This window comes from Nonomuraea sp. NPDC005983, assembly GCF_040614375.1.
Taxonomy (GTDB): Bacteria; Actinomycetota; Actinomycetes; order Streptosporangiales; family Streptosporangiaceae; genus Nonomuraea.
Genome location: NZ_JBEXUP010000007.1, coordinates 20,681 through 45,063, shown reverse-complemented (window position 1 = coordinate 45,063; position 24,383 = coordinate 20,681). Strand labels below are relative to the sequence as shown.

The following is a 24,383-nucleotide window of genomic DNA, read 5'->3' as shown; positions in this document are numbered from 1 at the left end:
GGCGCGGAGGTCACTCGGCCTGTGGATTGGTGCGGGGCCTTTGCGGAGCGCGCGGGCGGGTTCGACGCGGGCCAGCGGGCGCGGTCAAGCGGGCGCGGTCAACAAGCAGCCTTGGACCGGGGACGGGAGCTTGTGGGTGGGGTCAAGCGGGCATGGACCGCGGGCGAGGTCGTCAGGCGAGTCGGTCGCGGACCAGGAGGGCGGCGCCCGCCACCGCCGCCGGCATCGCCAGCACCGCCACGAACGGCACCAGGAACAGCAGGAACACCACCACCCCGAACCCCAGCGCCAGCCCCTTGTTCGCCCGCAGCAGCGCGAAGCGCTCGCGCCGCGAGCGTCCCCTCCGTTCCAGCGCCAGCATCGTCAGCTCGACCGTGAGGAAGAAGCCCGACACGGCCGCCCCGATCACCGGCACCACGGTCTGCCCGATCACCGGGACGAAGCCCAGGAAGAACAGCGGCACGGTGAACACCAGCACCCAGCCCAGGGTCACGAGGCTGTCCCTGATCGAGCGCGGCACCGTACGCCACCACGGCTGCTCCTCCACGTCGGGCAGCACGTCGACGGCGGCCGACAGCTTCTCGTAGAACGGCTCTCCGATGGCCAGGGTGAGCGCGGTGAACGTGAGCACCGCCAGCGCGAGGCCGCCGAGGACCAGCGCGACCCCGATGAGGGTCCGGAAGGTCCCGCGCCAGGACCACGAGTCGGCGAACGGGGTCAGGAACTCGGCCAGATCGGACGCGTTCGTCCCGAGTAGGACGAGCGCCACCACGTACACGGCGAACGCGATCAGCGCCGGGATCAGCCCGAACAGCCACCATCGGCCGTTCCTGGCGACCCATCCCAAGCCTTGCAGGAAGAACCCCACACCCGCGGCGAAATCGCGTAAAGAGCGCATGCCCGGCAGGCTAGCGCCAGAACGACGTCACCGCGTAGCCCAGTTCGCCGAACAGCTCGCGAACCAGCGGCAGCGAGATGCCGAGCACGTTGCCGTGGTCGCCCTCGATGCTCTCGACGAACCAGCCGCCGCGCCCGTCGAGGGTGAACGCCCCGGCAACCGCGAGCGGTTCGCCGGTGCCGACGTAGGCGGCGATCTCCTCGTCGGACGGCTGACCGAACCGGACCACGGTGGTCGCCACCTCAGCCGCCTGCCTGCCGGCCGCCACGTCGATCACGCAGTGCCCGGTGACCAGCCGCCCCGTGCGCCCGCGCATGAGGCGCCACCGGTCGATCGCCTCTTCCGGCGTGCTCGGCTTGCCGTAGGGCCTGCCGTCGAGTTCGAGGATCGAGTCGCAGCCGATGACCAGCCCCTCGTCGAGGCCGCTCGCGACCGCCGCCGCCTTGGCCTTGGCCAGCTCCAGGCTGAGCGCCGCGGGCGAGTAGGCGGAGAAGGCCTCCTCGTCGACGCCGCTGACGATCACCTTGGGGTCGAGCCCGGCGCTGCGCAGCAGGGCCAGGCGGGCGGGGGATGCTGAGGCCAGGACGATCACGGCCCCAGCTTACCGGTCACCACTCGGGGTGCGACGCCCGCTGTGGCTCGGCCCGCCCCTGCTGGGGGACGCTGGGCTGGGCCCCGCCGAAGATGCCGTCGAGCAGGTCGTCCAGCAGGTCTTCGAGGCGGCCGGGCAGCGCCGACTGCTCCCGGTGCAGCGCGTCGGCCACCGCTCCGGCGTCCATGCCGGTGGATGACGCCCGGTTCGCGAGCAGCGACATGATCATGGGCGCGAGCAGCAACAGCAGCTTCATGATGATGCCGGGGGCGACCCCCGCGAGCCGTGACAGCCCCGCCGCCGCCTCTTCGGTGCCCTGACCGCCGAGGACGTGGCCGAGGATGCTCTGGCCGTCGCGCGACAACGAGGCGACGTCGGCGTTGAAGGGGTCCGCGTCGAGGTGCTCGTCGAGCGCGGCGCGCAGCGCTTCGGCGCCCTCGGGGTACTCCGCGTTGCGCGCCATGCCGCCGATGATCGTGCCGGACGTCGCCTCGATCACCTTGCGGGCCGAGGCGACGTCGGTGCCGAGGAGCTCGGCGATCTGCTCCACGCCGGGGTCGCCCAATTGCGCGAGAAGCTCGTCATTCAATGTCATGAGAGTCCCCCGATCGTCGACGGGAGACGTTCCCTCCACTAAACCGAGCTATATCCCAGGTTGTACTAATCTTCGGAAAACTTACCGTGGGCGCCCAGACCGGCCGCCGCGTACGCGCTGGCCTCGTCGAGCGTCTCGTGCTCGAGGAGCGCGACGACGATCGCGTCGAGCTTGTCGCGGTTCTCGCTGAGCACCTGCACCGCGCGCTCGTAGCACTCGTCGACGATCCGCCGGGCCTCCTCGTCGACGGTGGCGAGCGTGGCCGGGGACGCCTGCGGCTGCTGCCCGTCGCTGGGCAGAATCGTCAGCGGCCCGACCCGTTCCGACATGCCCCAGCGGCCGACCATGCCCCGCGCGATCATCGTGACCTGCTCCAGGTCGTTCTCCGCGCCGGTCGTGATCACGCCGAACACCACCTGCTCGGCGGCCATCCCGCCGAGCGCGCCGGTGATGCGTCCGCGCAGGTACTGCTCGTCGTAGGCGTAGCGGTCGGTGTCGGGCGTGGACAGGGTGACGCCGAGCGCCCGCCCGCGCGGGATGATCGAGATCTTCCTGACCGGGTCGGCGCCCGGCTGGAGCATGCCGAGCAGCGCGTGGCCCGCCTCGTGGAAGGCGGTGCGCCTGCGCTCCTCCTCCGGCATGACGATGCTGCGCGCCGCGCCGAGCTGGAGCTTCTCCAGCGCGTCGGCGAAGTCGGCGGCGCCGACCTTCTCCTTGCCGCGCTTGGCCGCCAGCAGCGCCGCCTCGTTGACCAGGTTGGCCAGGTCGGCGCCGGTCATGCCGGGCGTGGTCTTGGCGATCTGGTCGACGCTGACCTCACCGTCGAGCGGGACGCTGCGGGTGTGCACCTGCAGGATCGCGGTGCGCCCCGCCGCGTCGGGCAGCCCGACCTGGACGGTCCGGTCGAACCGTCCGGGACGCAGCAGCGCCGGGTCGAGGATCTCGGGACGGTTCGTCGCCCCGATCACGATCACGCCCTCGGCTCCGGAGAAGCCGTCCATCTCGGTGAGGATCTGGTTCAGCGTCTGCTCGCGCTCGTCGTGGCCGCCCAGGCCGCCCGCGCCGCCGCGGGCCCGTCCGATGGCGTCGATCTCGTCGATGAACACGATGGACGGCGCCACCTTGCGCGCCTCCTCGAACAGATCACGCACCCGGGACGCGCCCACGCCGACGATCATCTCGATGAACTCGGACGCGCTGGCGGAGAAGTACGGCACCTTGGCCTCGCCCGCGACGGCCCTGGCCAGCAGCGTCTTGCCGGTGCCGGGAGGCCCCGCGAGCAGCACGCCCTTGGGCAGCTTGGCGCCCAGCCTGCGGTACTTGTCGGGGTCCTTGAGGTAGTCGACGACCTCGACGAGCTCGTTCTCCACCTCGTCGATGCCGGCCACGTCCTCGAACGTGACGCGGACCTGGCCCGCCTCGACCGGCTTGGCCGCCTTGGACTTGCCGAGCCCGCTCAGCCCACCGCCCATCATGCTGGCGCCGCGGCGCATGATCCAGATCCACAGCCCGGCCAGCAGCAGCACGGGCAGCAGTGACAGCAGCAGGTTGAGGAAGAAGCCGCGCCCGGAGTTGATCGGATCGGCCTTGATGTCGACCTGGGCCGTCTCGAGCCGCTGGTAGAGCTGGTCGTGGTCGGCGAAGGCCGGGATCTCGGTGCGGAACTTCGTGTAGGAGGCGTTGCCGCTGTCGGGGTCCTTGGCCGCGGACTTCAGGTCGCCCTCGACCGACAGGCCGGTGGCGTAGATGTCCTTGACGTTCTTCGCGTTCACCTGCTTGGTGAACTCGGTGTAGGAGACGGTCTCGACCTGGCCGCTGTCGAAGAACGACGAGACCAGGAAGAAGGCCGCGTAGACGACGAGGAGCGTGATGACGAACCGCCACCAGTTGATCTTCGGACGGCCTCCGCCCGTCGAGCCCGGCAGCCCCTCCGCGCGCCACGGCGGCTTGGACCTGTCCTTCTCCCCTGCCTGCGGCGCTCCAGAGCGTTCCACGGCGTCACTCCCCCACATCGCCGCAACCATGATCTCTAGCCTAGAACACGCATCCCGGAGATCACGCGCGTGATGTCGCGCCACCGGTTGCGCTGCGTGTCAGGTACTGAGACGAACGCCAGACCCGGCTTGCTCATTCCCCCGTCGAGCACGATCACCGCCGCCCGCGAGGCGTGCTTGCCGTAGTCGACCTGGTAGAGCAGCATCCATCCGTCCTTGACGGGCTGCGAGGCGAGCCAGTGGATGCGCGAGCCCTCGGGGTGGTGGTTGAGGGTCCAGCGGGCGGCCAGGAGCGCGGTGTCGCGCGGCGACTTCTGCTTGTCGATCGGCAGCGGGCAGGTGACGAACGTGCCGCGCAGCGCCTTGCCGCGCTCCTTGGGCAGCACCTGCTTGCTGGTGAACGGCGCGGCTCCCGACACCTTCCACGGCTTGCCCAGCTTCGGGACGAGCAGGCCGGTCCGCACGTCCTTGGAGAAGCGCTTGCCGGTGGCGCGCAGGTGGAGCCGCCTGACCTTGCCCGACAGCCGGGGGACGCGGGCGTCGGCGTACAGGGCCTCCATGGCGGTGTATCCGGGGGCGAGCGACGTACCGGGCGTGGGGATCGGCCGTGGAGTCGGAGCGCCGGGGGACGGCTCGGTGGTGGGCCCAGCTGTCGGCCCTGTCGGCCCGGTGGTGGGCGGCGCGGACGAGGACGGCGGGGCCGATGGCGCGGCGATCGGCCCTGCGGCGGCCTCGTCCGGCCGCGACGGGAGCGCCAGGACGACCGCCCCGGCGGCGACCGCCAGCGCGGCGACCACGGCGAGCCCCCGGTAGACGTCCCGCATCCGCAGGTCGCCGACGCGGGACCGACGAGGTGGTGCGGCGGCCGGCCTGTTGACAGTTGTCACAGGGGCACCTTCGGTCCCATCTTCCCCATCGAGCACGATCGGGAGCGTACGACAAATCCCGCCATTCCGCTCACGAAGCGACCGAAGTGTCATCATGGGCTCCGTGGAACAGGTGGAGCTCCGATTCGATCACGCCTCGCGGGCGGCGCAGACGCACACGAACCTCTCAGCCCTCCGGCGTGACGAGACCGGCCTCTGGCTCGCCGGCGACGAGACCGCGACGATCGAGCACCTCGCCTGGGACGGCGAGGTCTTCGCAGGTCAGCGTACCTTTCACCTGGCCGACTACGTGCGGCTTCCCGCCGGGCGCGAGGACGAGGCCGACATCGAGGGCCTGGCCAGAGCCGACGGCCACCTGTGGGCGGTCGGCTCGCACAGCCTCAAGCGCAAGCGGGTCAAGTCGAAGGACCCCGCCAAGGCGGCCAGGCGGCTGGCGACCGTGGTCCGGGAGGAGAACCGCTTCATCCTGGCCAGGCTCCCGCTGGACCCGGCGTCCAACGCGCCGCTTCCCGGCGCGGTCCTGTCAGGCAGCGACAACGTCGCCGCCCAGCTCGCGGACGACGAGCACCTGGCGCCGTTCCTGGCGCTGCCCGGCAAGGACAACGGGCTCGACATCGAGGGCATCGCGGTGCTGGGCGAGCGGGTCTACCTGGGCCTGCGCGGGCCGGTACTGCGCGGCTGGGCGGTGGTGCTGGAGCTGCGCCCCGAGGCGAGCGAGCCTGGCCGGTTGCGGCTGCGCAGCCCGTACCGCAAGCACTTCCTGGACCTGGGCGGGCTCGGCGTGCGGGACCTGTGCCCGTACGACGGGGACCTGCTGCTGCTCACCGGCCCGAGCATGGACCTCGACGGCCCGGTGCGGGTGATGCGCTGGCGGGTGGGGCGAAGCGGTGACCTGGTGCCCGCCGACGAGCTGGAGACGGTCGCCGAGCTGCCCCACGGCGTCGGCTGCGACCACCCGGAGGGGCTGGCCGTGGTGGGCGAGGACAGGTTCATGGTGGTGTACGACAGCCCGTCGCCCGCCCGGATCACGCCCGCCGGCGGCGTGCTGGCGGACGTCTTCTCCCTCTAGGGGCTCTCAGGAGCTGGCGACCCGCCCGTACAGCCAGGGCGCGTCGGCGACGAACGTGCACGAGCCGGGCTCGATCTCGGTGAACCCGGCGTCGCGCACCACCGGCAGGCCGGCCGCGACCTTCTCCGCGAAGCCGGCCTCGGTCGCGGTGCGCACGGACACCGACAGGCCGCCGGCCCGCCAGGCGGCGCGCTCGTCGCGGTCGCTGGCCCACCAGGCCAGCTGCGCGGCGTGCCCGGCCTGGGCCATGGCCTTGCCCGCGGACATCTCCAGCCCGGGATTGGCGTACAGGACCGGCGGCGCCGCCTGGACCGGCTCGCGGGTGTCGGCCAGTTCGGTGCCACCCACCTGCAGCCGGGCCAGGTCACGCGGCCAGGCGTCGAGCGGCACCGGCGGGTACACGCGCACCTCGGCCGTGCGGTGCTCGACGGTGCGGCCCGGCAGGGCGAGCGCCCTGCGCCACTCGGCGCCCCTGGCCCTGCGCACCACCTTGCGGATCTTGCCGGTGGACTGCCAGGCAGCCACCTCGCCGGCCCACTCGCCCGGGTCGTCGAGCAGGCTCAGCACGGCCATCGCGGCCGCCTCCAGCGCGTCGGTGCGTTCGGGCGGCGTCGCCCTCTCGATCCTGACCACGAGCGGCAGGACCATCAGTTCTGTCTCGTTCATCGCGCTCTAGCATGCCCGATGGCCAGTGACATGCCGGTGGCCAGGAGGCACAGTGCACCGGCTCCGTACCAGGCGAGGTCGTAGGCGCCCAGGTGGTCGCGGGCCAGCCCGGCCCCGACGGCGGCGATGGCGGCGCCGACCTGGTGCGAGGCGAACACCCAGCCGAACACCACCGCGCCGTCCGCACCGTAGACGCGGCGGCACAGCGCCACCGTCGGCGGGACAGTCGCCACCCAGTCCAGGCCGTAGAAGACGATGAAGATGAGCATGCTGGGCTCGGTGGTGGCCGCGAACAGGCTGGGCAGCACCATGAGCGACAGCCCGCGCAGCCCGTAGTAGACGCCGAGCAGCACCTTCGGATCCATCCTGTCGCTGAGCCAGCCCGAGGCCACCGTGCCCGCGATGTCGAAGATCCCGATGACGGCGAGCAGCCCCGCGGCCGTCGGCTCGGCCATCCCGTGGTCGTGCGCGGCCGGGATGAAGTGCGTGCCGACCAGCCCGTTCGTACTGGCCCCGCAGATCGCGAAGCCGCCCGCCAGGAACCAGAAGGGACGGGTGCGCGCCGCCGACCGCAGCACGGTGACCGCCCGCAGCGCCGCGTTGGCGTGCTGCTGCGCGACGGGGGGCGCGTCCGGCTCGGCGCCGAGGGCGGTGAGGCCGACGTCCGAGGGGTGGTCGCGCAGCAGCCACCAGACGAACGGCACCACCGCCAGCGCGGACGCGGCGACCGCCAGCGAGGCGACCCGCCAGCCGGGGCCCTCGGCGAGCTGGGCGAGCACGGGCAGGAAGATGAGCTGGCCGGTGGCGCCCGCGGCGGTGAGCACGCCGGTGACGAGGCCGCGGTGCCGGACGAACCAGCGGTCGGTGACGGTGGCCACGAACACCAGCGCCATCGACCCGGTGCCGAGCCCGACCAGGACACCCCAGAAGAGCAGGAGCTGCCAGCTCGCCGTCATCAGCACCGTCAGCCCGCTGCCGGCGGCGACCAGGAGCAGCGCCAGCGAGACCACGCGGCGCATGCCGAAGCGGTCCATGAGGGCGGCGGCGAAGGGGGCGGTGAGGCCGTAGAGCACCAGGTTGACCGAGACGGCTAGGGAGATCGTGCCCCTGCTCCAGCCGAACTCCTCCTGGAGCGGGTTGATCAGGACGCCGGGAGTGGCGCGGAAGCCCGCGGCCCCGAGGATGGCCACGAAGGCGACGGCCGCGACCCACCAGGCGCGGTGCAGCCGGGGGGCGCGGGTGGTGCTCAAGGTCATCCGATAATCCTGGATTATCCCAGGTCGTTCCCGCGAGTGGCCGGGAAGCCAATATGTGTAAGAATCCGGCCATGGCCCATCGCATCGCGGTCGTCGCCCTCGACCACTTCGCCCCGCTCGACCTGGGCGTGCCCGGCCAGGTCTTCTGGTCCGCCGAGTCCCCCGACGGCGAGAAGCTCTACGACGTGGTGACCTGCTCCCCCGGCCGCAGGCCGGTCCGCTGTTCGGCGGGTTACTCCGTCCTGCCCGACCACGACCTCGACGTCCTGGACACGGCCGACACCGTCCTGGTGCCCGGCATCCACGCCGGCAGCCCCCTGAAGGACGGCGTGATCGGCGACGACCTCAGGGAGGCCCTGCACGGGCGCCCGCGGATCATGTCGATCTGCACGGGCGCGTTCGTCCTGGCCGCGGCGGGGCTCCTCGACGGCCGCCCGGCCACCACGCACTGGCGCGACGCGTCCCGCTTCGCCTCCCTGTTCCCGCAGGTGAAGCTGGACCCGGACGTGCTGTTCATCGACGACGGCGACGTCCTCACCTCGGCGGGGGTGGCGGCGGGCCTCGACCTGTCACTGCACGTCATCAGGCGCGACCACGGCAGCGAGGTGGCCAACCGCGTGGCCAGGCGCTGCGTCATGCCGCCCTGGAGGGAGGGCGGCCAGGCCCAGTACATCGAGCGCCCACTGCCGCGCGCCAACGGCACGAGCACCGCGGCGACCCGCGCCTGGATGCTCTCCCGCCTGCAGGCCTCGCTGGACCTGGACGCTCTGGCCGGCCACGCGAAGATGAGCGTCCGGACCTTCACCAGGCGCTTCCGCGAGGAGACAGGCATGAGCCCGGCGAAGTGGCTGACCAGGCAGCGGGTGGAGCACGCCAGGCACCTGCTGGAGAGCACGGACCTGGGGGTGGAGGAGATAGCCCGCAGAGCGGGCTTCTCCACCTCCGTCTCGCTCCGCCAGCACCTGCACGCCGCCGTCGGGGTCGCCCCGCTGGCCTACCGCCACACCTTCCGCGGGTGAGGCGCGCGCGAGGTCACTCGAACAGGTCGGGCTGCTCGCGGGTGATCTGGTCGTGCAGGGGCTGGTAGTTGATCCAGCCGACGAGGTCGTTGCCGATCTGCTGGTGGGTGAGGGCTGCGTTGCCGGGCTCGATCGGGACCACCTGACCGGCCGCCTTGGCCACGAGTTGCACCTGCGCCGAGCGTTCCATCGTGATGAACCACCAGGCGGCGGCGTCGACCGTGTCGCCGACCGTGAGCAGCCCGTGGTTGCGCAGCACCACCGCCTTGTTGCCGCCCAGCGCGGCGGCGATGCGCTTGCCTTCCTCCAGGTCCGTCACCACGCCGGTGTAGTCGTCGAACAGCGCGTTGTCCTGGTAGAACGCGCACGCGTCCTGGGTGATGGGCTCGATGATCTGGCCGAGCGCCGACAGGGCGCGGCCGTAGACGGAGTGGCTGTGCGCGGCGGCCACCACGTCGGGACGCGCCTGGTGGACCTGGGAGTGGATGGCGAAGGCGGCCTCGTTGACGGGGTAGCGGCCCTCGACGACCTTGCCCTCGTGGTCGACCAGGATGAGGTCGCTGACCCGGATGTGCTTGAACGACAGGCCGAAGGGGTTGACCCAGAAGTGGTCGGTCAGCTCGGGGTCGCGGGCGGTGATGTGCCCGGCCACGCCCTCCTCGAAGCCGAACTTGCCGAAGATCCGCAGGGCCGCGGCGAGCCGTTCCTTGCGGTGCCTCCGCTCCTCCTCGACCGTCTCGAACGTCGGCGGCAGGCGGAAGATCAGGTTGTCCGGCATGGCTCTCCCCAGAGTCCAGAACGACATTCTGACGGCAGACTAACGCCTGAGGACGCGCTCACGCGCTCGGCGACGGGGCCGAACCAGACTCCAACGCCTGACCGGTCAGAAACCGAGGTCGCTCAGCCCCGGGTGGCCGTCAGGACGGCGTCCCAGCGGCCAGTGGTAGCTGCGCTCACTCTCCTTGATCGGCAGGTCGTTGATGCACGCCAGCCTCCTGCGCATCAGGCCGTCGTCGTCGAACTCCCAGTTCTCGTTCCCGAACGAGCGGAACCAGTTCCCGGAGTCGTCGTGACACTCGTAGGCGAACCGCACGGCGATCCGGTTGCCCTCGAAGGCCCAGAGCTCCTTGATGAGCCGGTAGTCGAGCTCCCTCGTCCACTTGCGGGTGAGGAACGCGACGATCTCCTCGCGTCCCCGGATGAACTCGGCGCGGTTGCGCCAGAAGGAGTTGGGCGTGTAGGCCAGCGCCACCTGCTCCGGGTCGCGGGTGTTCCAGCCGTCCTCGGCCAGGCGCACCTTCTCGATGGCGCCCTCCCGGGTGAAAGGGGGGACAGGAGGTTTGCCGCCCATACGCTCTGCTCCTTCACCGCGATCCACGTCCTGGAACGTGCTCCCCGCCCCCATCTCCACCGAACCACCACAACCGGCAACAATGCCGTCAAGCGCCGCACGTCCCGACAAGGATCGAGGGAGGGACCTTCGTGCGGGCTCGCCGCGCCAGGCGGCTCACAGCGGCGTGACCCGTGAGTGCGCGCGCGGTCACCGAGAGGGTGCCCGAACGGCCGGCTCGCCGGTACGGGAGCGCGACGCGGCGTTCGCCCGCCGGGCCGTCGCGGTGCCGCCCGACCTGGCCGCCCAGAGCGCGACGCCGATGTACAGCACCTGCTCCGGGATGCGGAACCACAGGGGCGTGGCCACCTCGCCGTTGAACGGCGTGTCGGCGACGGCGGCGTGGACGTTGGCCGGGAGCAGCAGCACGAACAGCGCCGCGAGCGCGATCCCGGCCGCCCTCCGTGTGGCGGACAGGACGAGCCCGGCGGCCCCGAGCAGTTCCAGCACCCCGGTCGCGTACACCATGAAGCTCGGGAATGGGACGAACGGCGGCACCATGCGCACCATGTCGGCGTGGTTGGGCATGAACGTGACCCCCGCCGGGACGAAGTGCGCGCTGGCGGTGACGACGAGCATGACCGCCATGCCGTGCGCCGCGCAGACCTGCCAGCCGGCGAACCGGCCTACTCCGGCCACGCCCAGCAGGCGGAACGCCAGCACGGCGATCGCGAGAACGGTGACGACGAAGAACATGACCACTCCTCTTGGATAGTCCGACTATCCATTATTGGATAGCAACACTATCCGATACCCGTGCCACCGGCAATCGGCGCATGAACCCGGAACGGCCAGAACGCCCCAACGCCCAGAGCAGACGGAAACATCAAGATCGCTTTGCCCTGACGCGTCGCCCCCTTGGGGTCGCCCGGGTAATGACTCTGTGTAATCCCCCGCAATCGTGGCGTAGCAGCGAGAAAGGCGGGTCCGCGGGCCGGCGAAGGTCTCCTTCCCCTGTTCGACGCCCCCGGAGGGAGACAGTGGTCCATGACGGATCCACCCCAGGGCACAGGCACGTTCGCGCTCGAGCCACGCGCCACGCGGGATCCGCGCACCCCGCTGCCCGCCTGGAAGCGGCGGATCGTCGTGCTGGCGTGCGTCGGCTGCGCCCTGTTCCTGGTCTTCCACTTCGTGGCGATCTTTCTCTTCGTCGCCCCTCCGAATCCGATCTCCGCGATGACCGCCCCGATCGTCAACGGCTATCTCAACCCCTACTTCCGCCAGAACTGGGAGCTGTTCGCACCCGACCCGATCGACTCCAACACCCACGTCCTGGTCCGCGCGAAGATCCGGAACGCCGGCGGCCAAGAGAGCCAGACCGGCTGGCTGGACATCAGTGCGCCCGAGCTGGCCAAGGTCCGTGGCACCGCACTCCCTGGGCGGATCACCCGCTTGGTGGGCGGTGGCCGTCAGCTGATAGCGGACGCCAATGTCAAGCCACCCGGCGAGAGCGCGGACAACGACGCCGAAGGCGAGGACGGCGCAGCCCAACGCCCCCCCGACCCGCTCCTCCAGGCTCAGGCGGTGCGCCACATGAGCACGATCCTGACCCTGGCGGCACGGGCCCGATGGGGTGACGGGGTCACGGCGGTGCAGATGCGGATCTCCAGTCGCCTCTATCCGCGCTTCGCGGACCCGCACGACGGCGACGACGACACGAGCGAGACCGACTTCGGCTGGTGGGAAGCGTCGCCCGTGACGGCGGAGGCGGTCCGGCTCTGGAAAGAGGCGCACGAGTGAAGACCGAGCAGGAGCCGCTTCCCACCTCCCGGGAGATACTCGGCCGACTCCGCGGGCGCGCCCTGGACGCGGTGGAGCGGGTCAGCACCATCCGCTACGGGCAGTACGGACTGGCGGTGCTGCGCATCGGCTACGGCCTGGTCCTGCTGAGCCTGCTGCTGATCAACTACGGCGACCGCCGCCTGCTCTGGGGCCCGCAGTCGCCGTGGACCCTGGGCCTGGCCGAAGAGCGCCTGGCGCAGGACGGCACGTTCTCGCTGTTCGCCCTCTCCGGCTCGGGAGCCCTGTTCGAGGTTCTCTATCACGCGTTCATCGTCCTGACCGCGCTCTTCCTGGTGGGCTGGCGAACGCGCTGGGTGACGCCGCTGCTGGCCGTCATGGTGTGGTCCTGGCACCAGCGCCAGCCGTGGGTGCTCGACGGCGGCGACGACATCATGGAGCTGATACTGATCTACCTGTCGTTCGCCGACCTGTCGGCCCGCTGGTCACTCGACGCCACGCGGGCGGCAAGGCGAACCACGGGCGACGCATCGACGTTTCCCGGCCCGCCGACGGGCAGCCTCCGCTGGCGGATCGTCACGATCCTGCACAACACCGCGCTTCTCGCGGCGATGCTCCAGATCTGCCTCCTCTACATGAACACCGGTCTACTGAAGGTGCGGGGGCGCTTCTGGCAGGAGGGAACGGCGCTGTACTACGCGCTCCGCATCGAGGACGTCCAGCCGTTTCCCGGACTGAGCCGCCTGATCTACGACAACGTCCTCCTGGTCACGGTGGGTTCCTACGCCGCGGTGTTCATCCAGCTGACGTTCCCGCTGCTGATGCTGAACAAGGTGACGCGGCGGGTGGGGCTCGTCGCGGTGATGGGCATGCATCTCGGGATCGGCGTGCTGATGGGGCTGCTCTCCTTCTCCCTCATCATGATCTCGACCGACATGCTCTTCGTCCGGGACTCCACCTATGAACGTCTCGCCCGGTTCGTCAGCAGCGTGCGGGCCCGGCGACGTCTGCTCAGCCAGGTGGAGCTGACCGTCCCGGAAACCGGCGCCCGATAACGACCGTGTCGCCCGCGCGGGCGACCTCCGGTGCGGCGAAGAGCGCCTGCCGGATGTCTTGCTCACAGAGCCGATGTGAGCCCTTCTCGCCATGGCCTCGCCCCAACCTCCCTGAAATCACCAGGAGTGATTGGGCGAAATGCCGGGAATATGCCGATATGACCGGTTCTGGATTCGCGTCCCTCGATCGAGAGCCGCGGGTCCCCATCGGGAGGAGACAGCATGCACACCAAGCGACTGTCGATGCTCGGAGCAGCAGTCCTCAGTACGTTCGTACTCTGGCCGGCCGGGGTCGTCCTGGCCTCAACCTCCACCAACCCCGCGAAGACGACCGCGGCCGTCAGCCCGCAGAAGAACACTTCTGAGACCAGAACCTGCTGGCGGAAAGGCAATCGCACGTGCTGCAGGAGCGGCAACCGCGTGACGTGCACCAGGAGCCGCGGCTGGCACGGCTGGGAAGGCCGCCGGCACGGCTGGCACGGCTGGCACGGCTGGGAAGGCCGCTGGCACGGCAGCTGGCACGGCGGCGAGTGGCGCGGCCCGCACATGGGAAGCACCCACTAGCCGAGGCGAGCACAGCCTGAAAAGGCTGGCCGAATCGCGACGGAAGGCCGCTTCCAGCACCCTGGAAGCGGCCTTTCCGCTGGTCGAAGCCGATGACGGCGTACCTGCCCCTGACCGCGCCGGCCGTGAACTCCCCGCACGTTCCGGGCTCGATCAGAGCGGCCCTGGCTAGTCGCAGAGCGCGGTTCTCAGGAGGCTCTTCGCCGCGACTTCCGAGCCGCCCGAGAACGGGGTGGTCGCCAGAGTGACCTGACGGGTGCCGTCCGCCGAGGTGAAGGACGCCGTGACGTAGCCGGGGGTTTCGCCCGTGTGGCCGTACGCGGTGCCGCAGGGCAGGGAGACCACCTCCAGGCCCAGCCCGTAGCCGCCCGCGGTACCGGGATCCTTCATCTCCTTCAACTGGGCGGGCTTGAGCAGCTCGCCGCCGAGCAGGGCGCGGAAGAACCGGTTGAGGTCGTCGGTGGTGGAGATGATCTCTCCGGCGGCGCCGGTCAGCGTCGGGTTGAACCTGGTGACGTCGACGCTGGTGATCTTGCCGTTCTTCTTGACCGCCGCGTACCCGTGGGCGTGCGGGCCGGTCACCTCTGGTGAGGTGCCCGGGAGCCAGGTGTGGGTCAAGCCCACCGGCTGCAGGATCCGCTCCTTGATCTCTGTGCCGTACGGCTTGCCGGTTACCTTCTCGATGATCATGCCGAGCACGATGTAGTTGGTGTTGGAGTACTCGTACTTGGCTCCCGGGGAGAAGGAAGGAGGGGCCTCGAGGGCCTTCTCCACCAGTTCCTTGGGGGCCCAGGTGCGATAGCGCTGCTTCGGGATGCCCGCGCGGTTGAGCAGGTCCGTGGAGTACTCCGGCAGGCCGCTCATGTGCTGGAGCAGCTGCCGGACGGTGATCGAGTCGCCGTTACCGACGAGCCCGGGCAGCCAGTGCTCGACGCTGTCGGACAGGCTCAGCTTGCCCTCGCCCACGAGCTGCAGCACGACGGTCGCGGTGAAGGACTTGGTGATGCTCCCGGCGCGAAATCGTGCGCTGGGCGCTGGGGGCTGGTCGCCGTTGACCTTCGTCGAGCCGCTGCTGCCCCGCGACACCTTGTCGCCGTTCCTGACTTCGGCGATCGCGGCGATCGAGCCGCCGTCGACGACGGCGTCCAGGTTCGTCTGCAGGGACGAGCGGGCTTCCGCGTGTGAGTCGGCCATGGCGGCCCCGCCTGTGAAGGTCAGCAGCGACATGGTCGCAGCGATCATGACGCCGATTCGTTTGTTCACATGCTCCTCCGGAGCTTAGGAGATCTTTCTTGGTCCCCCTCGAACCAAGATCGGCTCCAGACCAGAGGAGTAGACCTGGGGACTGATCCCGCGATCTGCCGGCGACCGCGCAGGGCGATCGAGGACCGGCAGCGCCCAGCACTGGGCAGCAACGCCTGGGATCAAAGAGCTTCACCGACGAGTCGACGTCCAGGGGAGGAACCGACCGACGGGTTGGCGTCCAGGGGGGCACTGGTCGCATCGAGCAACAACCGTGGAGGACCTGGTCGAAACCGCTCGACAGAGAGTACAGGGTGAGGTAGACCGATCCCAAACGCACGCTAAGGGCATTTTGCCTGGTCACAAGGCATGACAAACGAATCGCCAGCTCGTTCGGAGGTGCGCCGCCTCCGCCGCGCCGCTCTCCGGCCGCTCCTGCCTGATCCGCTTCGGCTGCGAGGAGAGCCTGCGGGAAGCCGCCGAGCCCCTACAGGGCGGTCAAGGGGCGCGGGTAGCCGCTGATCGGCACGGGTGACGTCCAAGGCTGGTGGATCAGCCGCGTCGGCACGTCGGCCAGTTCGGGGACGTGCCTGCGCACGTACGCGCCGTCGGGGTCGAAGCGTCCGGCCTGGCGGACCGGGTTGAACGTGCGGTTGGGACGGGTGTCGTTGCCGGTGCCGGCGATCCACTGCCAGTTGCCGGAGTTGTCGGCCACGTCGCCGTCGAGCAGCAGCTCGAAGAAGTGGTCCGCGCCGACCCGCCAGTCGATCCGAAGGTGCTTGACCAGGTAGGACGCGGTGATCAGGCGGGCCCGGTTGTGCATCCAGCCCTCGGCGCGCAGCTGCCGCATACCCGCGTCGACGACGGGGATTCCCGTCATGCCCGACCGCCAGGCCTCCGCCGCCTCCTCGTCCTCGCGCCAGCGGGCGCCCCTGGGCCGGTAGTCGCGCCGGTTCAGTTCCGGGAAGGCGAAGGCGACCTGATGGTAGAAGTCACGCCAGCACAGTTGCCGGACGAAGCCGTCGCTCGGCAGCCCGGCCAGTTCCAGCGGTGACAGGCAGCCGAAGCGCAGGAACGGGCTCAGCCGGGAGGTGCGGTCGCCGGCCAGGTCGTCGCGGCCTTCGGCGTAGCCGTCCAGGCCGGTCCTGATCCACTCCGCCAGGCGCGCTCGGGCTGCGCGCTCGCCTCCCCGGACGCCGCCAGAGGACGGCTGGCCGGGGATGCGGCCGGGGTCCAGCCCCGGCGGGACCCGGACGGCGGCCGGGGTCTCGGCGGCGGCCCGGCGGGGCGCCGCGGACCAGGCCCGCCAGTACGGAGTGAACACGCGGTAGTGGTCGCCGCCACCGGACGGCCGCAGCAGGCCGGGCGGGACGACGGTGACGCCGGGGAACGTCCGCACCTCGATCCGCTCGGCCGCCAGCCGCCGCTGCCTGGCCCGCGCGAGCGAGCTGACGTCGGCGCTGACATGGACGGCCTCCGCGGACGTCTCCTGGGCCAGCCGCATCGTCTCCGCGACCACGTCGCCCTGCCGGACCAGCAGCTCGCCGCCGCGCTCGCGGAGCGAGTCGCGCAGGTCACGCAGGCAGTCGAGCAGGAACGGCCGCCGCCGCCCAGCGGGCACCGCCGGGTCGAGCACGAACAGCGGCACCACCCGGCAGGCCGTCGCGCACGCGGCGGCCAGGGCCGGATGGTCGTGTACCCGCAGGTCCCGGGTGAACAGCACGATCGCGGTCTCCATCACCTGGGTATTCGGCGGCGGGGGCGTCGGCGGTTGCAACCCCGGACCGTCCGCGTCCGAAAGAATGGGCGAGGGACCGCGAACGGGGGCACCCGGCATGGACGAGACCGGCGCGCTGACCGCCGAGGAGGAACCGGGGTACGGCATCGGCGCCGTCTCCCGGCGGCTCGGCGTGCCCGCCCCCACGCTGCGGACCTGGAACCTGCGGTACGGCATCGGCCCCAGCCGCCGCAGCCCCGGCGGCCACCGCCGTTACGACACGGCCGACCTGCTCCGTCTGGAGGAGATGAACCGGCTGATCCACTCGGGCGTCGCTCCCGCCGAGGCCGCCCGGCGGGCCCTCCGCCTGCGCGGCGTCCCCCCGGATGTGGAAGCGGCGGGCAGGACGCAGGCCCCGGCCCGGCCGGACGGCCGGCCAGGCCCGGACGAGCAGATACGGACGGCCGGGCAGGTGCCCTCGGCTGCGCGGCTGGCGCGGGCGGCGCTGACGCTCGACGGCCGGGCCGTCGACGCCGGGCTCGCCACCGCCCTGGCCCGGCACGGCGTGGCCTGGACGTGGGAGCACCTGGTCTGCCCGGCTTTCGGGACGATCTGCCGCAGGCAGGCCGAGACCGGCGCGGCCGTCGACGTCGAGCATCTGTTCTCCGATCGGCTCCTCGCCGCGCTGCACCCGCTGGCCGAGCGGCCCGAGCGGCCGGTCAACGTCCGTCCGGTGCTGCTGGCATGCGCCGAGGACGAGCAGCACACCCTGCCGGTCCACGCGTTGGCCGCCGCGCTGTCCGTGCATCGGCGGGTGGAGACACGGGTGCTGGGCGCCCGCACGCCGTACCCGGCGCTGGCCGACGCGATGCGCCGCCTGGGCCCCTCGGTCGTCTTCGTCTGGTCGCAGCAGGCGGCCACCGGCGACCCCGCCCCGCTGGCCGCGCTGCCCGCCCTGCGCCCGCCCGCGCGGGTCGTCATCGGCGGCCCGGGCTGGTGGGGTGAGCTGCCGGCCAGGATCGCCAGGCTGTCCTCGCTGGACGAGGCGGTCTCCCTGATCGCGACGGCGGCCCTGGACTGATCTCCCTCACCTTGGTTGAGCACTCTTGCCGTCGCAGCTTGAATAGGTTTTGAGTAGGTTATCTCCGCAGGGAGCTTCGATGGACGCGCTCGCCGACTGCTACCGCACCCACGCCTCGCTGGTCCGCGCCTACCTGCGGCGCTTCGTGCCCCCGCAGGACGTCGACGACGTGACGCAGGTGGTCTTCATCGAGGCGTGGCGATCGCGAGACCGGTACGACTCGTCCAGGAGCCTGGAGGCGTGGCTGCTCGGCATCAGCCGCAAACGCGCCGTGGACCACCTGCGAACCCGCCGCCCGCCCACCGTCCCGCTCGAAGCCGCCGACGACCCCGCAGGACAGGACGGCCGCGCCGACGGCGACGAGCTGGCCGACCGGGACCTGATCCGCAGAGGGCTCGCCGAGCTGCCCGCCGCCCAGCGCCAGGCCATCGTGCTCGCCTACTACGGCGACCTCAGCCAGCGCGAGATCTCCGAGCGGCTTGGCGTGCCGCTCGGCACCGTCAAGGCCAGGACCGCGCGCGGCCTGCGCCGCCTGTCCACGCTGCTGGCGACGGCGTGACCAGGCCCAGGGTCGCGGTGTCGAGCGGCCTGCTCGGCGAGCCTGGCGGGCACAGCCGCGAGCGGTTCCTGTACGGCCCGCTCGATCCGTACGTCGACTGGGTGCCGATCTACCCGGAGACGAAGGCGGGCCTCGGCTCACTCGACGTGGACGGCTACGTGTTCAAGGCCGTCCCGGTGAGCGGCCCTCCCCTCGAGCGGGGCGTGTTCGCCGCAGACGGCACCGACGCGCGCCCGCTGCTGCCCGTGGAGGAGGAGGGACGGCTGCACGGCGCGCACCCGCTGCTGCCCGTGCAGGACGAGGGGCGGCTGCACGACGCCCAGCTCAGGGAGCGCTTCGTGGAACGGCTCTTCGCCCACGCCCGGCTGCGCGAGTTCCTGGACAGCGACTGGCGCCCCCACGACCTGGTCGCCTTCCACGCCCGGCACAAGATGCAGCTCCTCGCCCACGACCCGGCCGGCTACCGCGAGACAGGCCGTGCGGTGGCCCAGGCGGGGGTACGGCCGAGCGCCGAGCTCGCCGCCGCCTACGCGGACAGGTTCCGCGCCGCGCTCGTCAGGAAGGCGACCGTCGGCAAGAACGTCAACGTGCTGCACCACTGCATGGGCATGATCGCGCTCGCCCCCGGCCGACGGGCCCAGCTGCTCGAGGCGATCGACGTGTACCGGGCGGGCCTGGTGCCGCTGTGCGTCCCAGCGGCCCTGCTGCTCCTCGACGCCCGGGGCGAGGCGGCCGCCTACGTCCGCGCCCAGAGCTACTTCTCGCCGTACCCGGACGACCTGCGCCCCGCCTGACCAGGGCACGGCCCGGCGGACGGTCAGGGGCCGGGCAGCAGGATCTCCGGGCGGGGCGGGGGCACCCTGATCAGAGCCGCGTTCCGCCGTCCGTTCAGCACCGCCAAGCCGGGGACGCGTCCGAGGAGCCGCAGGGCGAGCGGCGGGCGCGCGTCACCTGCCTCCAGGTAGGCGCGGGCGCCGCGCTCGGCCCGGCGCTGGCCGCGCTGCTCCCGGTCGGTCGCCGGACGGCGGGCGCGCTCGACCTCGTGGCAGGCCGCGTCCAGCGCGGCGGGCGCGCCCCGCAGGTGGGGCAGGATCCGGTTGGCGGTCTCGGCGGCGTCGGCGATCGCGAGGTTGATGCCGTTTCCGCCGACCGGGGAGATCACGTGCGCGGCGTCGCCGATGAGCAACAGGCCGGGGCGGTACCAGGTGTCGACGGCGGTGATCCGCACCGGGAGCAGGGTGAGCTGGTTGACGTCGGTGAGCGCGGCGAGCCGGCCCCCCAGCCAGGGCAGCTGCCGGGCGAACGCGTCCGCGATGGGGGCGGCCCCGCGCTCGCGCAGCCTCGGAAAGCTCCCGGCCGGGATCAGGTGGCCCAGCTGCCAGTGCGTCTCCTGGTTGAGCACGGCCAGGATCGTGCCCGAAGCGCTGAACAGCCGCAGGCCCGACAGCGGCGGGTCGCCTACCGGGTCCCGCGGCACGGCGAACCACAGGACGTCCAGGTACGCGCCCAGTTCCCGGGCGGTGAAGCCGCCCAGGGGCCGCAGCCTCGAGTTGCGCCCGTCTGCGGCCACGACCAGCCGGGCGCGCAACCGTCCCTGCCCGTCCTCGCCCGTGTGGCAGACGCCCTCGACCCGCCCCGCCCCGTCACGGAGCAGCCCGGAGACGCGGGCTCGCAGCCGCAGCTCGAACCCCGGGTAGGCGGACGCCTTCCCGGCCAGGAAGGGCAGGAACCTGGCCTGCGGGATCAGCGCGTAGTAAGGGTGACGGCGGCTGGCGCGCCGGTAGTCGGCCAGGGTGTAGACGCGGCCACCGGCCTGCCAGCTGAAAGTGCCGGCGACGGTGTGGGGCAGCTCGGCCAGCATCTCCTCGGCCAGGCCGAGCGTGTGCAGGTAGTCGAGCACCGCCGGGGCGAGCGAGTCTCCTCGGAAGCGCCGGTTGAAGTCGCCGTGGGACTCCAGCAACGTCACCCGCGCCCCGGCACGTGCCAGCAGGTACGCCAGCATCATGCCGCCGGGCCCGCCGCCCACCACCGCGCAGTCGACGCGCTCTTCAGCGTTCATCGTCCCTCCCGCTCTGTTCTTCGTCGCGGGAGGGGCCAGCGGTTGCGTGACGGATTTTGCCGGAAATCTTGCCTCACCTCTGATGCGGAGGGCCGGAACGGGTGAGGGGGTATCCATGGCTCGATGCCTGGTCACGGGGGCGACCGGTTACCTGGGCGGGCGCCTCGGCCCCGAACTGCTCGCCGCCGGCCACGACGTCCGCTGCATGGTCCGCTCCCCGGAGCGGCTGCGCGACCTGCCCTGGGCGGGACAGGCCGAGATCGCCAAAGCCGACGCGCGCGACGCCGAGGACACGGCGGCGGCGCTGGGAGGCGTCGACACCGCCTACTACCTGATCCACACGATGGGCGGCGGCAGCGGCTTCGCGGCGGCCGACCGGGAGGCGGCCCGCACCTTCGCCGTGGCCGCCGAGCGGGCGGGGGTCCGGCGGATCGTCTACCTCGGCGGTCTCGCGCCGGACGGGAAGCTGTCGCCGCACATGAGCTCGCGGGCCGAGGTGGGCGAGATCTTCCTGCGGTCCGCCGTGCCGACCGTGGCGCTACGGGCCGCGATGATCATCGGGGCGGGCTCGGCCTCCTTCGAGATGCTGCGCTACCTCACCGAACGGCTGCCGGTGATGACGACGCCCCGCTGGGTGCACACCCTCACCCAGCCCATCGCCGTCCGCGACGTGCTGCGCTACCTGGTCGCCTGGGCGAGCGTTCCCGGTGAGGTCAACCGGGCCTTCGACGTCGGCGGCCCCGACGTGCTGACCTACGCGGCCATGATGCACGGCTACGCCGCGGTCGCCGGCCTGCCACACCGCCTGATCATCCCGGTGCCGATGCTGACCCCGTCGCTGTCCAGCCTCTGGGTCGGGCTGCTCACGCCGGTCCCCGCCACCATCGCGCGTCCCCTGGTGGAGTCCCTGCGCGACCCGGCCGTCTGCCGGGAGCACGACATCGCCCGGTACGTCCCGGACCCGCCGGAAGGGCTGATCGGCTTCCGCGAGGCCGTCTCCCGGGCCCTCCACAAGATCAGAGAGGCGGACGTCGCCACCCGGTGGTCGTCGGCGTCCACGCCAGGCGCCCCGAGCGACCCGCTCCCCACCGACCCCGACTGGGCGGGCGGCAGCCTCTACGTCGACCGGCGCAGCAGGCCCGTCGACGCCGACCCGGACGCGTTGTGGCGGGTCATCGAGGGGATCGGCGGCGAGAACGGCTGGTACTCCCTCCCCATGGCCTGGCGCGTCCGCGGCGTCCTCGACCGGCTGGTGGGCGGTGTGGGCCTGCGCCGCGGCCGCCGCGACCCCCGGCGGCTGCGCGTGGGCGACACCGTCGACTTCTGGCGGGTGGAGGAGGTCGAGCCCGGACGCCTGCTCAGGCTGCGCGCCGAGATGCGACTGCCCGGCCTGGCCTGGCTGGAACTCAGCCAGTCACGCGAGAACGGCCGGACCGTCTATCACCAGCGCGCCGTCTTCCATCCGCACGGCCTGCTCGGCCACCTCTACTGGTGGCTGATCTCCCCGTTCCACGGCCTGATCTTCGGCCGGATGCCCCGCAACGTGGCGGCGGCGGCCCGCAGAGACGTCGTGGGCACCGAATAATTCGATTCTCCCTTCACCCTCGTCTCAGTACACTCGCCACGAACGGCGCGCCACCGCGACTCCGCGGCGCGCGCACTGACGAGTGAGGGGAGCCGGCCGTGCGCAACAGCACCGCTGCGGTCACTCCCCCGTCACGGTACGAGGTGATCCTGGTGTCTTCGTCGACCCGGTGCCGGCTGCGCGGCCGTCACTGGACGTCTCCGGCGAACACCTGATCCCTGTCTGCCCGGCCCCAACCTGATCCATTCGCCTGGCCGGCCTTCGGGCCGTTCGTCCGGGAATCGCGCTGTCCTGCCTGTGTGGATCGTCCTGAAGGGACCTGGGCTGTGCGTACCGACCTGCACCGTCATCTCACCGACTCGCCGACCGGCGTCCGGAACCTGGGCATTCTCGCCCACGTCGACGCCGGCAAGACCACCATCACCGAACGGATCCTGTACGTGACCGGCGCCACCCACAAGCGTGGCGAGGTGCACGACGGGACGACCGTCACCGACTTCGACTCCCAGGAGCGCGATCGCGGCATCACCATCTTCGCCGCGGCGGTGAGCTGCGCCTGGGACGGCCACCGGATCAACCTGATCGACACCCCGGGCCACGTCGACTTCTCCGACGAGGTGGAGCGCTCGCTGCGGGTGCTCGACGGCGCGGTCGCGGTGTTCGACGGTGTCGCGGGAGTCGAGCCGCAGAGCGAGACGGTGTGGCGGCAGGCCGACCGGTACGGGGTGCCGCGGATCGCGTTCGTCAACAAGCTGGACCGCGCCGGCGCCGACCTCGACGCCGCGGTCGAGACGATTCGCGAGCGGTTACACGGTGCCCCGCTGGTGGTCCAGCTGCCGATCGGGCAGGAGGACGGCTTCACCGGGGTGGTGGACCTGCTGCGCATGCGGGCACTGGTCTGGTCCGACGGCCGCGACACCTACGAGCAGGGCCCGGTGCCGGACGCCCTGCACCAGGAGGCGCGGCGCCGCCGCCGGCTGCTCGAGGAGGCGGTGGCCGAACTGCATCCGAGCGCGTTGGAGGAGTTCTGCGCGGAGCCGGAGATCTCCGCTGGCACTCTCGCCGCCGCGCTGCGCGACCTGACCCGTACCGGTGAGGGCGTGGTGGTGCTGTGCGGGTCGGCCTACCGCAACCGCGGGATCGAGCCGCTGCTGGACGCCGTCGTGTCGTACCTGCCCTCGCCGCTGGACGTGCCCGCGGTGCGCGGCGGGCACGACGGAACGGTGCAGGAGCGGGCAGCCGATCCGGCGGCGCCGTTCGCCGCGCTGGTGTTCAAGGTGCACTCGTCCGCGACCGGGCGGCTGACCTACCTGCGCGTGTACTCGGGAACGATACGGAAGGGAGACGCGGTGCTGGACGCCGGCGCGGGCCGCACCGAGCGGATCGGCCGGATCCTGCGGGTGCAGGCCGACCGGCACACCGAGGTGGACCAGGCGGCGGCCGGGGAGATCGTCGCGGTGGTCGGGCTGAAGGCGGCCCGCACCGGCGCCACCCTGTGCGCGCCCGCGGCGCCGTTGCTCCTCGAACCGCCGAAGGTGGCCGATCCGGTGGTGTCCGTGGCGGTCGAGGCCCGCAGGAGCACCGATGCCGACCGGCTGGCGTCGGCGCTGGCACGGCTGGTCGAGGAGGACCCGTCGCTGGTGGTCCGGACCGACGCCGAGACCGGCCAGACGGTGCTGTCAGGGCTGGGCGAGCTGCACCTGGAGGTCGCGGCGGAGAAGATCCGTCGCGCCCACGGGCTCGACGTCAGCGTCGGCCGGCCGCAGGTCTCCTACCGGGAGACGGTCGCCCGCGGCGTGTCCGGCCTGTTGTACCGGCACGTCAAACAGGAGGGAGGCGCCGGCCAGTTCGCCCATGTCGTCCTGGACGTGGAAGCGCTGGAGCCCACCCCGGACTCCGACGGCAGCGCGACAGGCTTCGTGTTCCGCGCGACCGTCGTCGGCGGGCGGGTGCCGCGGGAGTACGTCCGGGCGGTGGAGGCCGGCTGCCGGGACGCGCTGGCCGACGGCCCCCTCAGCGGCCACCCGGTGACGGGCCTGCGGGTCACCCTGACGGACGGAGCCACCCATTCCAAGGACTCCTCGGAGATGGCGTTCCGTACGGCCGGCCGGCTCGCGCTGCGGGAGGCGCTGCGCGCCAGCCGCATGGTGCTGCTGGAGCCGGTGGTCGAGGTCACGGCCACCGTGCCCGACGACGCCGCAGGCGGGGTGCTGGGCGACCTGGCGGCACGACGCGGCCGGATCTCGGGCTCGACCTCCAAGGCCGGGACGGTGGTGATCACCGCGACCGTGCCGCTGGCCGAGGTGTTCGGCTACGCGACCCGGCTGCGCAGCCGGACCCAGGGCCGGGGCACCTTCACCACCCGGGCCGCCGGCTACGCCCCTGCGCCCAGCGGTACCCCGTCCCGGTAGACCC

At 71.8% G+C, this 24,383-nt stretch carries 23 protein-coding genes; 10 read left to right on the top strand and 13 right to left on the bottom strand.

Going from position 1 to position 24,383, the window contains the following annotated elements:
- Window positions 1–172: 172 nt before the first annotated feature.
- From ABZ297_RS05800 to ABZ297_RS05780, 5 genes are all read right to left on the bottom strand, one after another.
- On the bottom strand, window positions 173–898 hold the full coding sequence (locus ABZ297_RS05800) for an EI24 domain-containing protein (protein ID WP_355339987.1): 726 nt from the start codon (window positions 896–898) through the stop codon (window positions 173–175).
- Window positions 899–908: 10 nt separating this feature from the next.
- Window positions 909–1,490 carry a nucleoside triphosphate pyrophosphatase gene (locus tag ABZ297_RS05795; RefSeq protein ID WP_355339984.1) on the bottom strand — a complete coding sequence of 194 codons (582 nt, stop codon included), beginning with the start codon at window positions 1,488–1,490 and terminating at the stop codon, window positions 909–911.
- A gap of 16 nt (window positions 1,491–1,506) precedes the next feature.
- Window positions 1,507–2,085, bottom strand: a complete 579-nt coding sequence (locus ABZ297_RS05790; RefSeq protein WP_355339980.1) for a DUF937 domain-containing protein — start codon at window positions 2,083–2,085, stop codon at window positions 1,507–1,509.
- A 65-nt stretch (window positions 2,086–2,150) separates the two neighbouring features.
- The gene (gene ftsH / locus ABZ297_RS05785) at window positions 2,151–4,079 is read right to left on the bottom strand and encodes an ATP-dependent zinc metalloprotease FtsH (protein WP_355339977.1); all 1,929 of its coding nucleotides are present in this window, start codon (window positions 4,077–4,079) and stop codon (window positions 2,151–2,153) included.
- Window positions 4,080–4,114: 35 nt separating this feature from the next.
- A complete protein-coding gene (locus tag ABZ297_RS05780; protein ID WP_355339974.1) occupies window positions 4,115–4,966 on the bottom strand; it encodes a hypothetical protein in 852 nt (283 codons plus the stop codon).
- Between the two features lie 103 nt (window positions 4,967–5,069).
- Here ABZ297_RS05780 and ABZ297_RS05775 point away from each other — a divergent pair, with 103 nt between their 5' ends.
- On the top strand, window positions 5,070–6,035 hold the full coding sequence (locus ABZ297_RS05775) for a DUF3616 domain-containing protein (RefSeq protein ID WP_355339971.1): 966 nt from the start codon (window positions 5,070–5,072) through the stop codon (window positions 6,033–6,035).
- Between the two features lie 6 nt (window positions 6,036–6,041).
- Here the strand turns inward: ABZ297_RS05775 and ABZ297_RS05770 are convergent, their stop codons facing one another.
- Complete coding sequence (locus ABZ297_RS05770) at window positions 6,042–6,701, bottom strand: peptidyl-tRNA hydrolase (RefSeq protein WP_355339968.1); 660 nt, start codon at window positions 6,699–6,701, stop codon at window positions 6,042–6,044.
- Window positions 6,698–7,957 carry an MFS transporter gene (locus ABZ297_RS05765; RefSeq protein WP_355339965.1) on the bottom strand — a complete coding sequence of 420 codons (1,260 nt, stop codon included), beginning with the start codon at window positions 7,955–7,957 and terminating at the stop codon, window positions 6,698–6,700. Before ABZ297_RS05765 ends, ABZ297_RS05770 begins: the two co-directional genes overlap by 4 nt.
- Before the next feature lie 71 nt (window positions 7,958–8,028).
- Between ABZ297_RS05765 and ABZ297_RS05760 the strand changes: the two genes are divergently transcribed.
- Complete coding sequence (locus ABZ297_RS05760) at window positions 8,029–8,976, top strand: helix-turn-helix domain-containing protein (protein WP_355339962.1); 948 nt, start codon at window positions 8,029–8,031, stop codon at window positions 8,974–8,976.
- Between the two features lie 13 nt (window positions 8,977–8,989).
- Here ABZ297_RS05760 and ABZ297_RS05755 read toward each other — a convergent pair whose 3' ends face one another.
- From ABZ297_RS05755 to ABZ297_RS05745, 3 genes are all read right to left on the bottom strand, one after another.
- Complete coding sequence (locus ABZ297_RS05755) at window positions 8,990–9,754, bottom strand: class II aldolase/adducin family protein (protein ID WP_355339959.1); 765 nt, start codon at window positions 9,752–9,754, stop codon at window positions 8,990–8,992.
- Between the two features lie 105 nt (window positions 9,755–9,859).
- Window positions 9,860–10,327, bottom strand: a complete 468-nt coding sequence (locus ABZ297_RS05750) for a nuclear transport factor 2 family protein (RefSeq protein WP_355339956.1) — start codon at window positions 10,325–10,327, stop codon at window positions 9,860–9,862.
- Between the two features lie 189 nt (window positions 10,328–10,516).
- Window positions 10,517–11,062 carry a hypothetical protein gene (locus tag ABZ297_RS05745; RefSeq protein WP_355339953.1) on the bottom strand — a complete coding sequence of 182 codons (546 nt, stop codon included), beginning with the start codon at window positions 11,060–11,062 and terminating at the stop codon, window positions 10,517–10,519.
- Window positions 11,063–11,353: 291 nt separating this feature from the next.
- Between ABZ297_RS05745 and ABZ297_RS05740 the strand changes: the two genes are divergently transcribed.
- From ABZ297_RS05740 to ABZ297_RS05730, 3 genes are all read left to right on the top strand, one after another.
- Window positions 11,354–12,106: a DUF5819 family protein gene (locus tag ABZ297_RS05740; RefSeq protein WP_355339950.1), complete on the top strand. Its 753-nt coding sequence runs from the start codon at window positions 11,354–11,356 to the stop codon at window positions 12,104–12,106.
- Complete coding sequence (locus tag ABZ297_RS05735) at window positions 12,103–13,161, top strand: HTTM domain-containing protein (protein WP_355339947.1); 1,059 nt, start codon at window positions 12,103–12,105, stop codon at window positions 13,159–13,161. The genes ABZ297_RS05740 and ABZ297_RS05735 overlap by 4 nt, the downstream gene beginning before the upstream one ends.
- Window positions 13,162–13,383: 222 nt before the next feature.
- Window positions 13,384–13,725 (top strand): hypothetical protein, encoded by a 342-nt coding sequence (locus ABZ297_RS05730; RefSeq protein ID WP_355339944.1) that lies wholly within the window; start codon window positions 13,384–13,386, stop codon window positions 13,723–13,725.
- Window positions 13,726–13,893: 168 nt separating this feature from the next.
- Here ABZ297_RS05730 and ABZ297_RS05725 read toward each other — a convergent pair whose 3' ends face one another.
- Window positions 13,894–14,988, bottom strand: a complete 1,095-nt coding sequence (locus tag ABZ297_RS05725) for a serine hydrolase domain-containing protein (RefSeq protein ID WP_355339941.1) — start codon at window positions 14,986–14,988, stop codon at window positions 13,894–13,896.
- Between the two features lie 466 nt (window positions 14,989–15,454).
- The gene (locus tag ABZ297_RS05720; protein ID WP_355339938.1) at window positions 15,455–16,705 is read right to left on the bottom strand and encodes a deoxyribodipyrimidine photo-lyase; all 1,251 of its coding nucleotides are present in this window, start codon (window positions 16,703–16,705) and stop codon (window positions 15,455–15,457) included.
- Window positions 16,706–16,802: 97 nt separating this feature from the next.
- On the opposite strand from ABZ297_RS05720, the gene ABZ297_RS05715 reads away from it, so the two are divergent.
- From ABZ297_RS05715 to ABZ297_RS05705, 3 genes are all read left to right on the top strand, one after another.
- Window positions 16,803–17,765, top strand: coding sequence for a MerR family transcriptional regulator (locus tag ABZ297_RS05715; RefSeq protein WP_355339935.1), 963 nt, complete (start codon window positions 16,803–16,805; stop codon window positions 17,763–17,765).
- A gap of 79 nt (window positions 17,766–17,844) precedes the next feature.
- Window positions 17,845–18,324 (top strand): sigma-70 family RNA polymerase sigma factor, encoded by a 480-nt coding sequence (locus ABZ297_RS05710; RefSeq protein WP_355339932.1) that lies wholly within the window; start codon window positions 17,845–17,847, stop codon window positions 18,322–18,324.
- The gene (locus ABZ297_RS05705; protein ID WP_355339929.1) at window positions 18,321–19,118 is read left to right on the top strand and encodes a YbgA family protein; all 798 of its coding nucleotides are present in this window, start codon (window positions 18,321–18,323) and stop codon (window positions 19,116–19,118) included. The genes ABZ297_RS05710 and ABZ297_RS05705 overlap by 4 nt, the downstream gene beginning before the upstream one ends.
- 23 nt (window positions 19,119–19,141) lie before the next feature.
- On the opposite strand, the gene ABZ297_RS05700 is transcribed toward ABZ297_RS05705, so the two are convergent.
- Window positions 19,142–20,383, bottom strand: a complete 1,242-nt coding sequence (locus ABZ297_RS05700; RefSeq protein ID WP_355339926.1) for an FAD-dependent monooxygenase — start codon at window positions 20,381–20,383, stop codon at window positions 19,142–19,144.
- Between the two features lie 115 nt (window positions 20,384–20,498).
- Between ABZ297_RS05700 and ABZ297_RS05695 the strand changes: the two genes are divergently transcribed.
- Both ABZ297_RS05695 and fusA read left to right on the top strand, forming a co-directional pair.
- Window positions 20,499–21,968, top strand: a complete 1,470-nt coding sequence (locus tag ABZ297_RS05695) for an SDR family oxidoreductase (protein ID WP_355339923.1) — start codon at window positions 20,499–20,501, stop codon at window positions 21,966–21,968.
- A 326-nt stretch (window positions 21,969–22,294) separates the two neighbouring features.
- Window positions 22,295–24,379 carry an elongation factor G gene (gene fusA, locus ABZ297_RS05690; protein ID WP_355339920.1) on the top strand — a complete coding sequence of 695 codons (2,085 nt, stop codon included), beginning with the start codon at window positions 22,295–22,297 and terminating at the stop codon, window positions 24,377–24,379.
- The last annotated feature ends 4 nt before the right edge of the window (window positions 24,380–24,383 follow it).

What these genes read in the sequence shown, in the direction of transcription:
- ABZ297_RS05695 (WP_355339923.1), top strand. Translation starts at nt 20,499, where the DNA reads ATGGCTCGATGCCTGGTCACGGGGGCGACCGGTTACCTGGGCGGGCGC.
- ABZ297_RS05745 (WP_355339953.1), bottom strand. Translation starts at nt 11,062, where the DNA reads ATGTTCTTCGTCGTCACCGTTCTCGCGATCGCCGTGCTGGCGTTCCGC.
- ABZ297_RS05730 (WP_355339944.1), top strand. Translation starts at nt 13,384, where the DNA reads ATGCACACCAAGCGACTGTCGATGCTCGGAGCAGCAGTCCTCAGTACG.
- ABZ297_RS05710 (WP_355339932.1), top strand. Translation starts at nt 17,845, where the DNA reads ATGGACGCGCTCGCCGACTGCTACCGCACCCACGCCTCGCTGGTCCGC.
- ABZ297_RS05720 (WP_355339938.1), bottom strand. Translation starts at nt 16,705, where the DNA reads ATGGAGACCGCGATCGTGCTGTTCACCCGGGACCTGCGGGTACACGAC.
- ABZ297_RS05755 (WP_355339959.1), bottom strand. Translation starts at nt 9,754, where the DNA reads ATGCCGGACAACCTGATCTTCCGCCTGCCGCCGACGTTCGAGACGGTC.
- ABZ297_RS05790 (WP_355339980.1), bottom strand. Translation starts at nt 2,085, where the DNA reads ATGACATTGAATGACGAGCTTCTCGCGCAATTGGGCGACCCCGGCGTG.
- ABZ297_RS05800 (WP_355339987.1), bottom strand. Translation starts at nt 898, where the DNA reads ATGCGCTCTTTACGCGATTTCGCCGCGGGTGTGGGGTTCTTCCTGCAA.
- ABZ297_RS05760 (WP_355339962.1), top strand. Translation starts at nt 8,029, where the DNA reads ATGGCCCATCGCATCGCGGTCGTCGCCCTCGACCACTTCGCCCCGCTC.
- ABZ297_RS05765 (WP_355339965.1), bottom strand. Translation starts at nt 7,957, where the DNA reads ATGACCTTGAGCACCACCCGCGCCCCCCGGCTGCACCGCGCCTGGTGG.
- ABZ297_RS05740 (WP_355339950.1), top strand. Translation starts at nt 11,354, where the DNA reads ATGACGGATCCACCCCAGGGCACAGGCACGTTCGCGCTCGAGCCACGC.
- ABZ297_RS05750 (WP_355339956.1), bottom strand. Translation starts at nt 10,327, where the DNA reads ATGGGCGGCAAACCTCCTGTCCCCCCTTTCACCCGGGAGGGCGCCATC.
- ABZ297_RS05715 (WP_355339935.1), top strand. Translation starts at nt 16,803, where the DNA reads ATGGACGAGACCGGCGCGCTGACCGCCGAGGAGGAACCGGGGTACGGC.
- ABZ297_RS05770 (WP_355339968.1), bottom strand. Translation starts at nt 6,701, where the DNA reads ATGAACGAGACAGAACTGATGGTCCTGCCGCTCGTGGTCAGGATCGAG.
- ABZ297_RS05700 (WP_355339926.1), bottom strand. Translation starts at nt 20,383, where the DNA reads ATGAACGCTGAAGAGCGCGTCGACTGCGCGGTGGTGGGCGGCGGGCCC.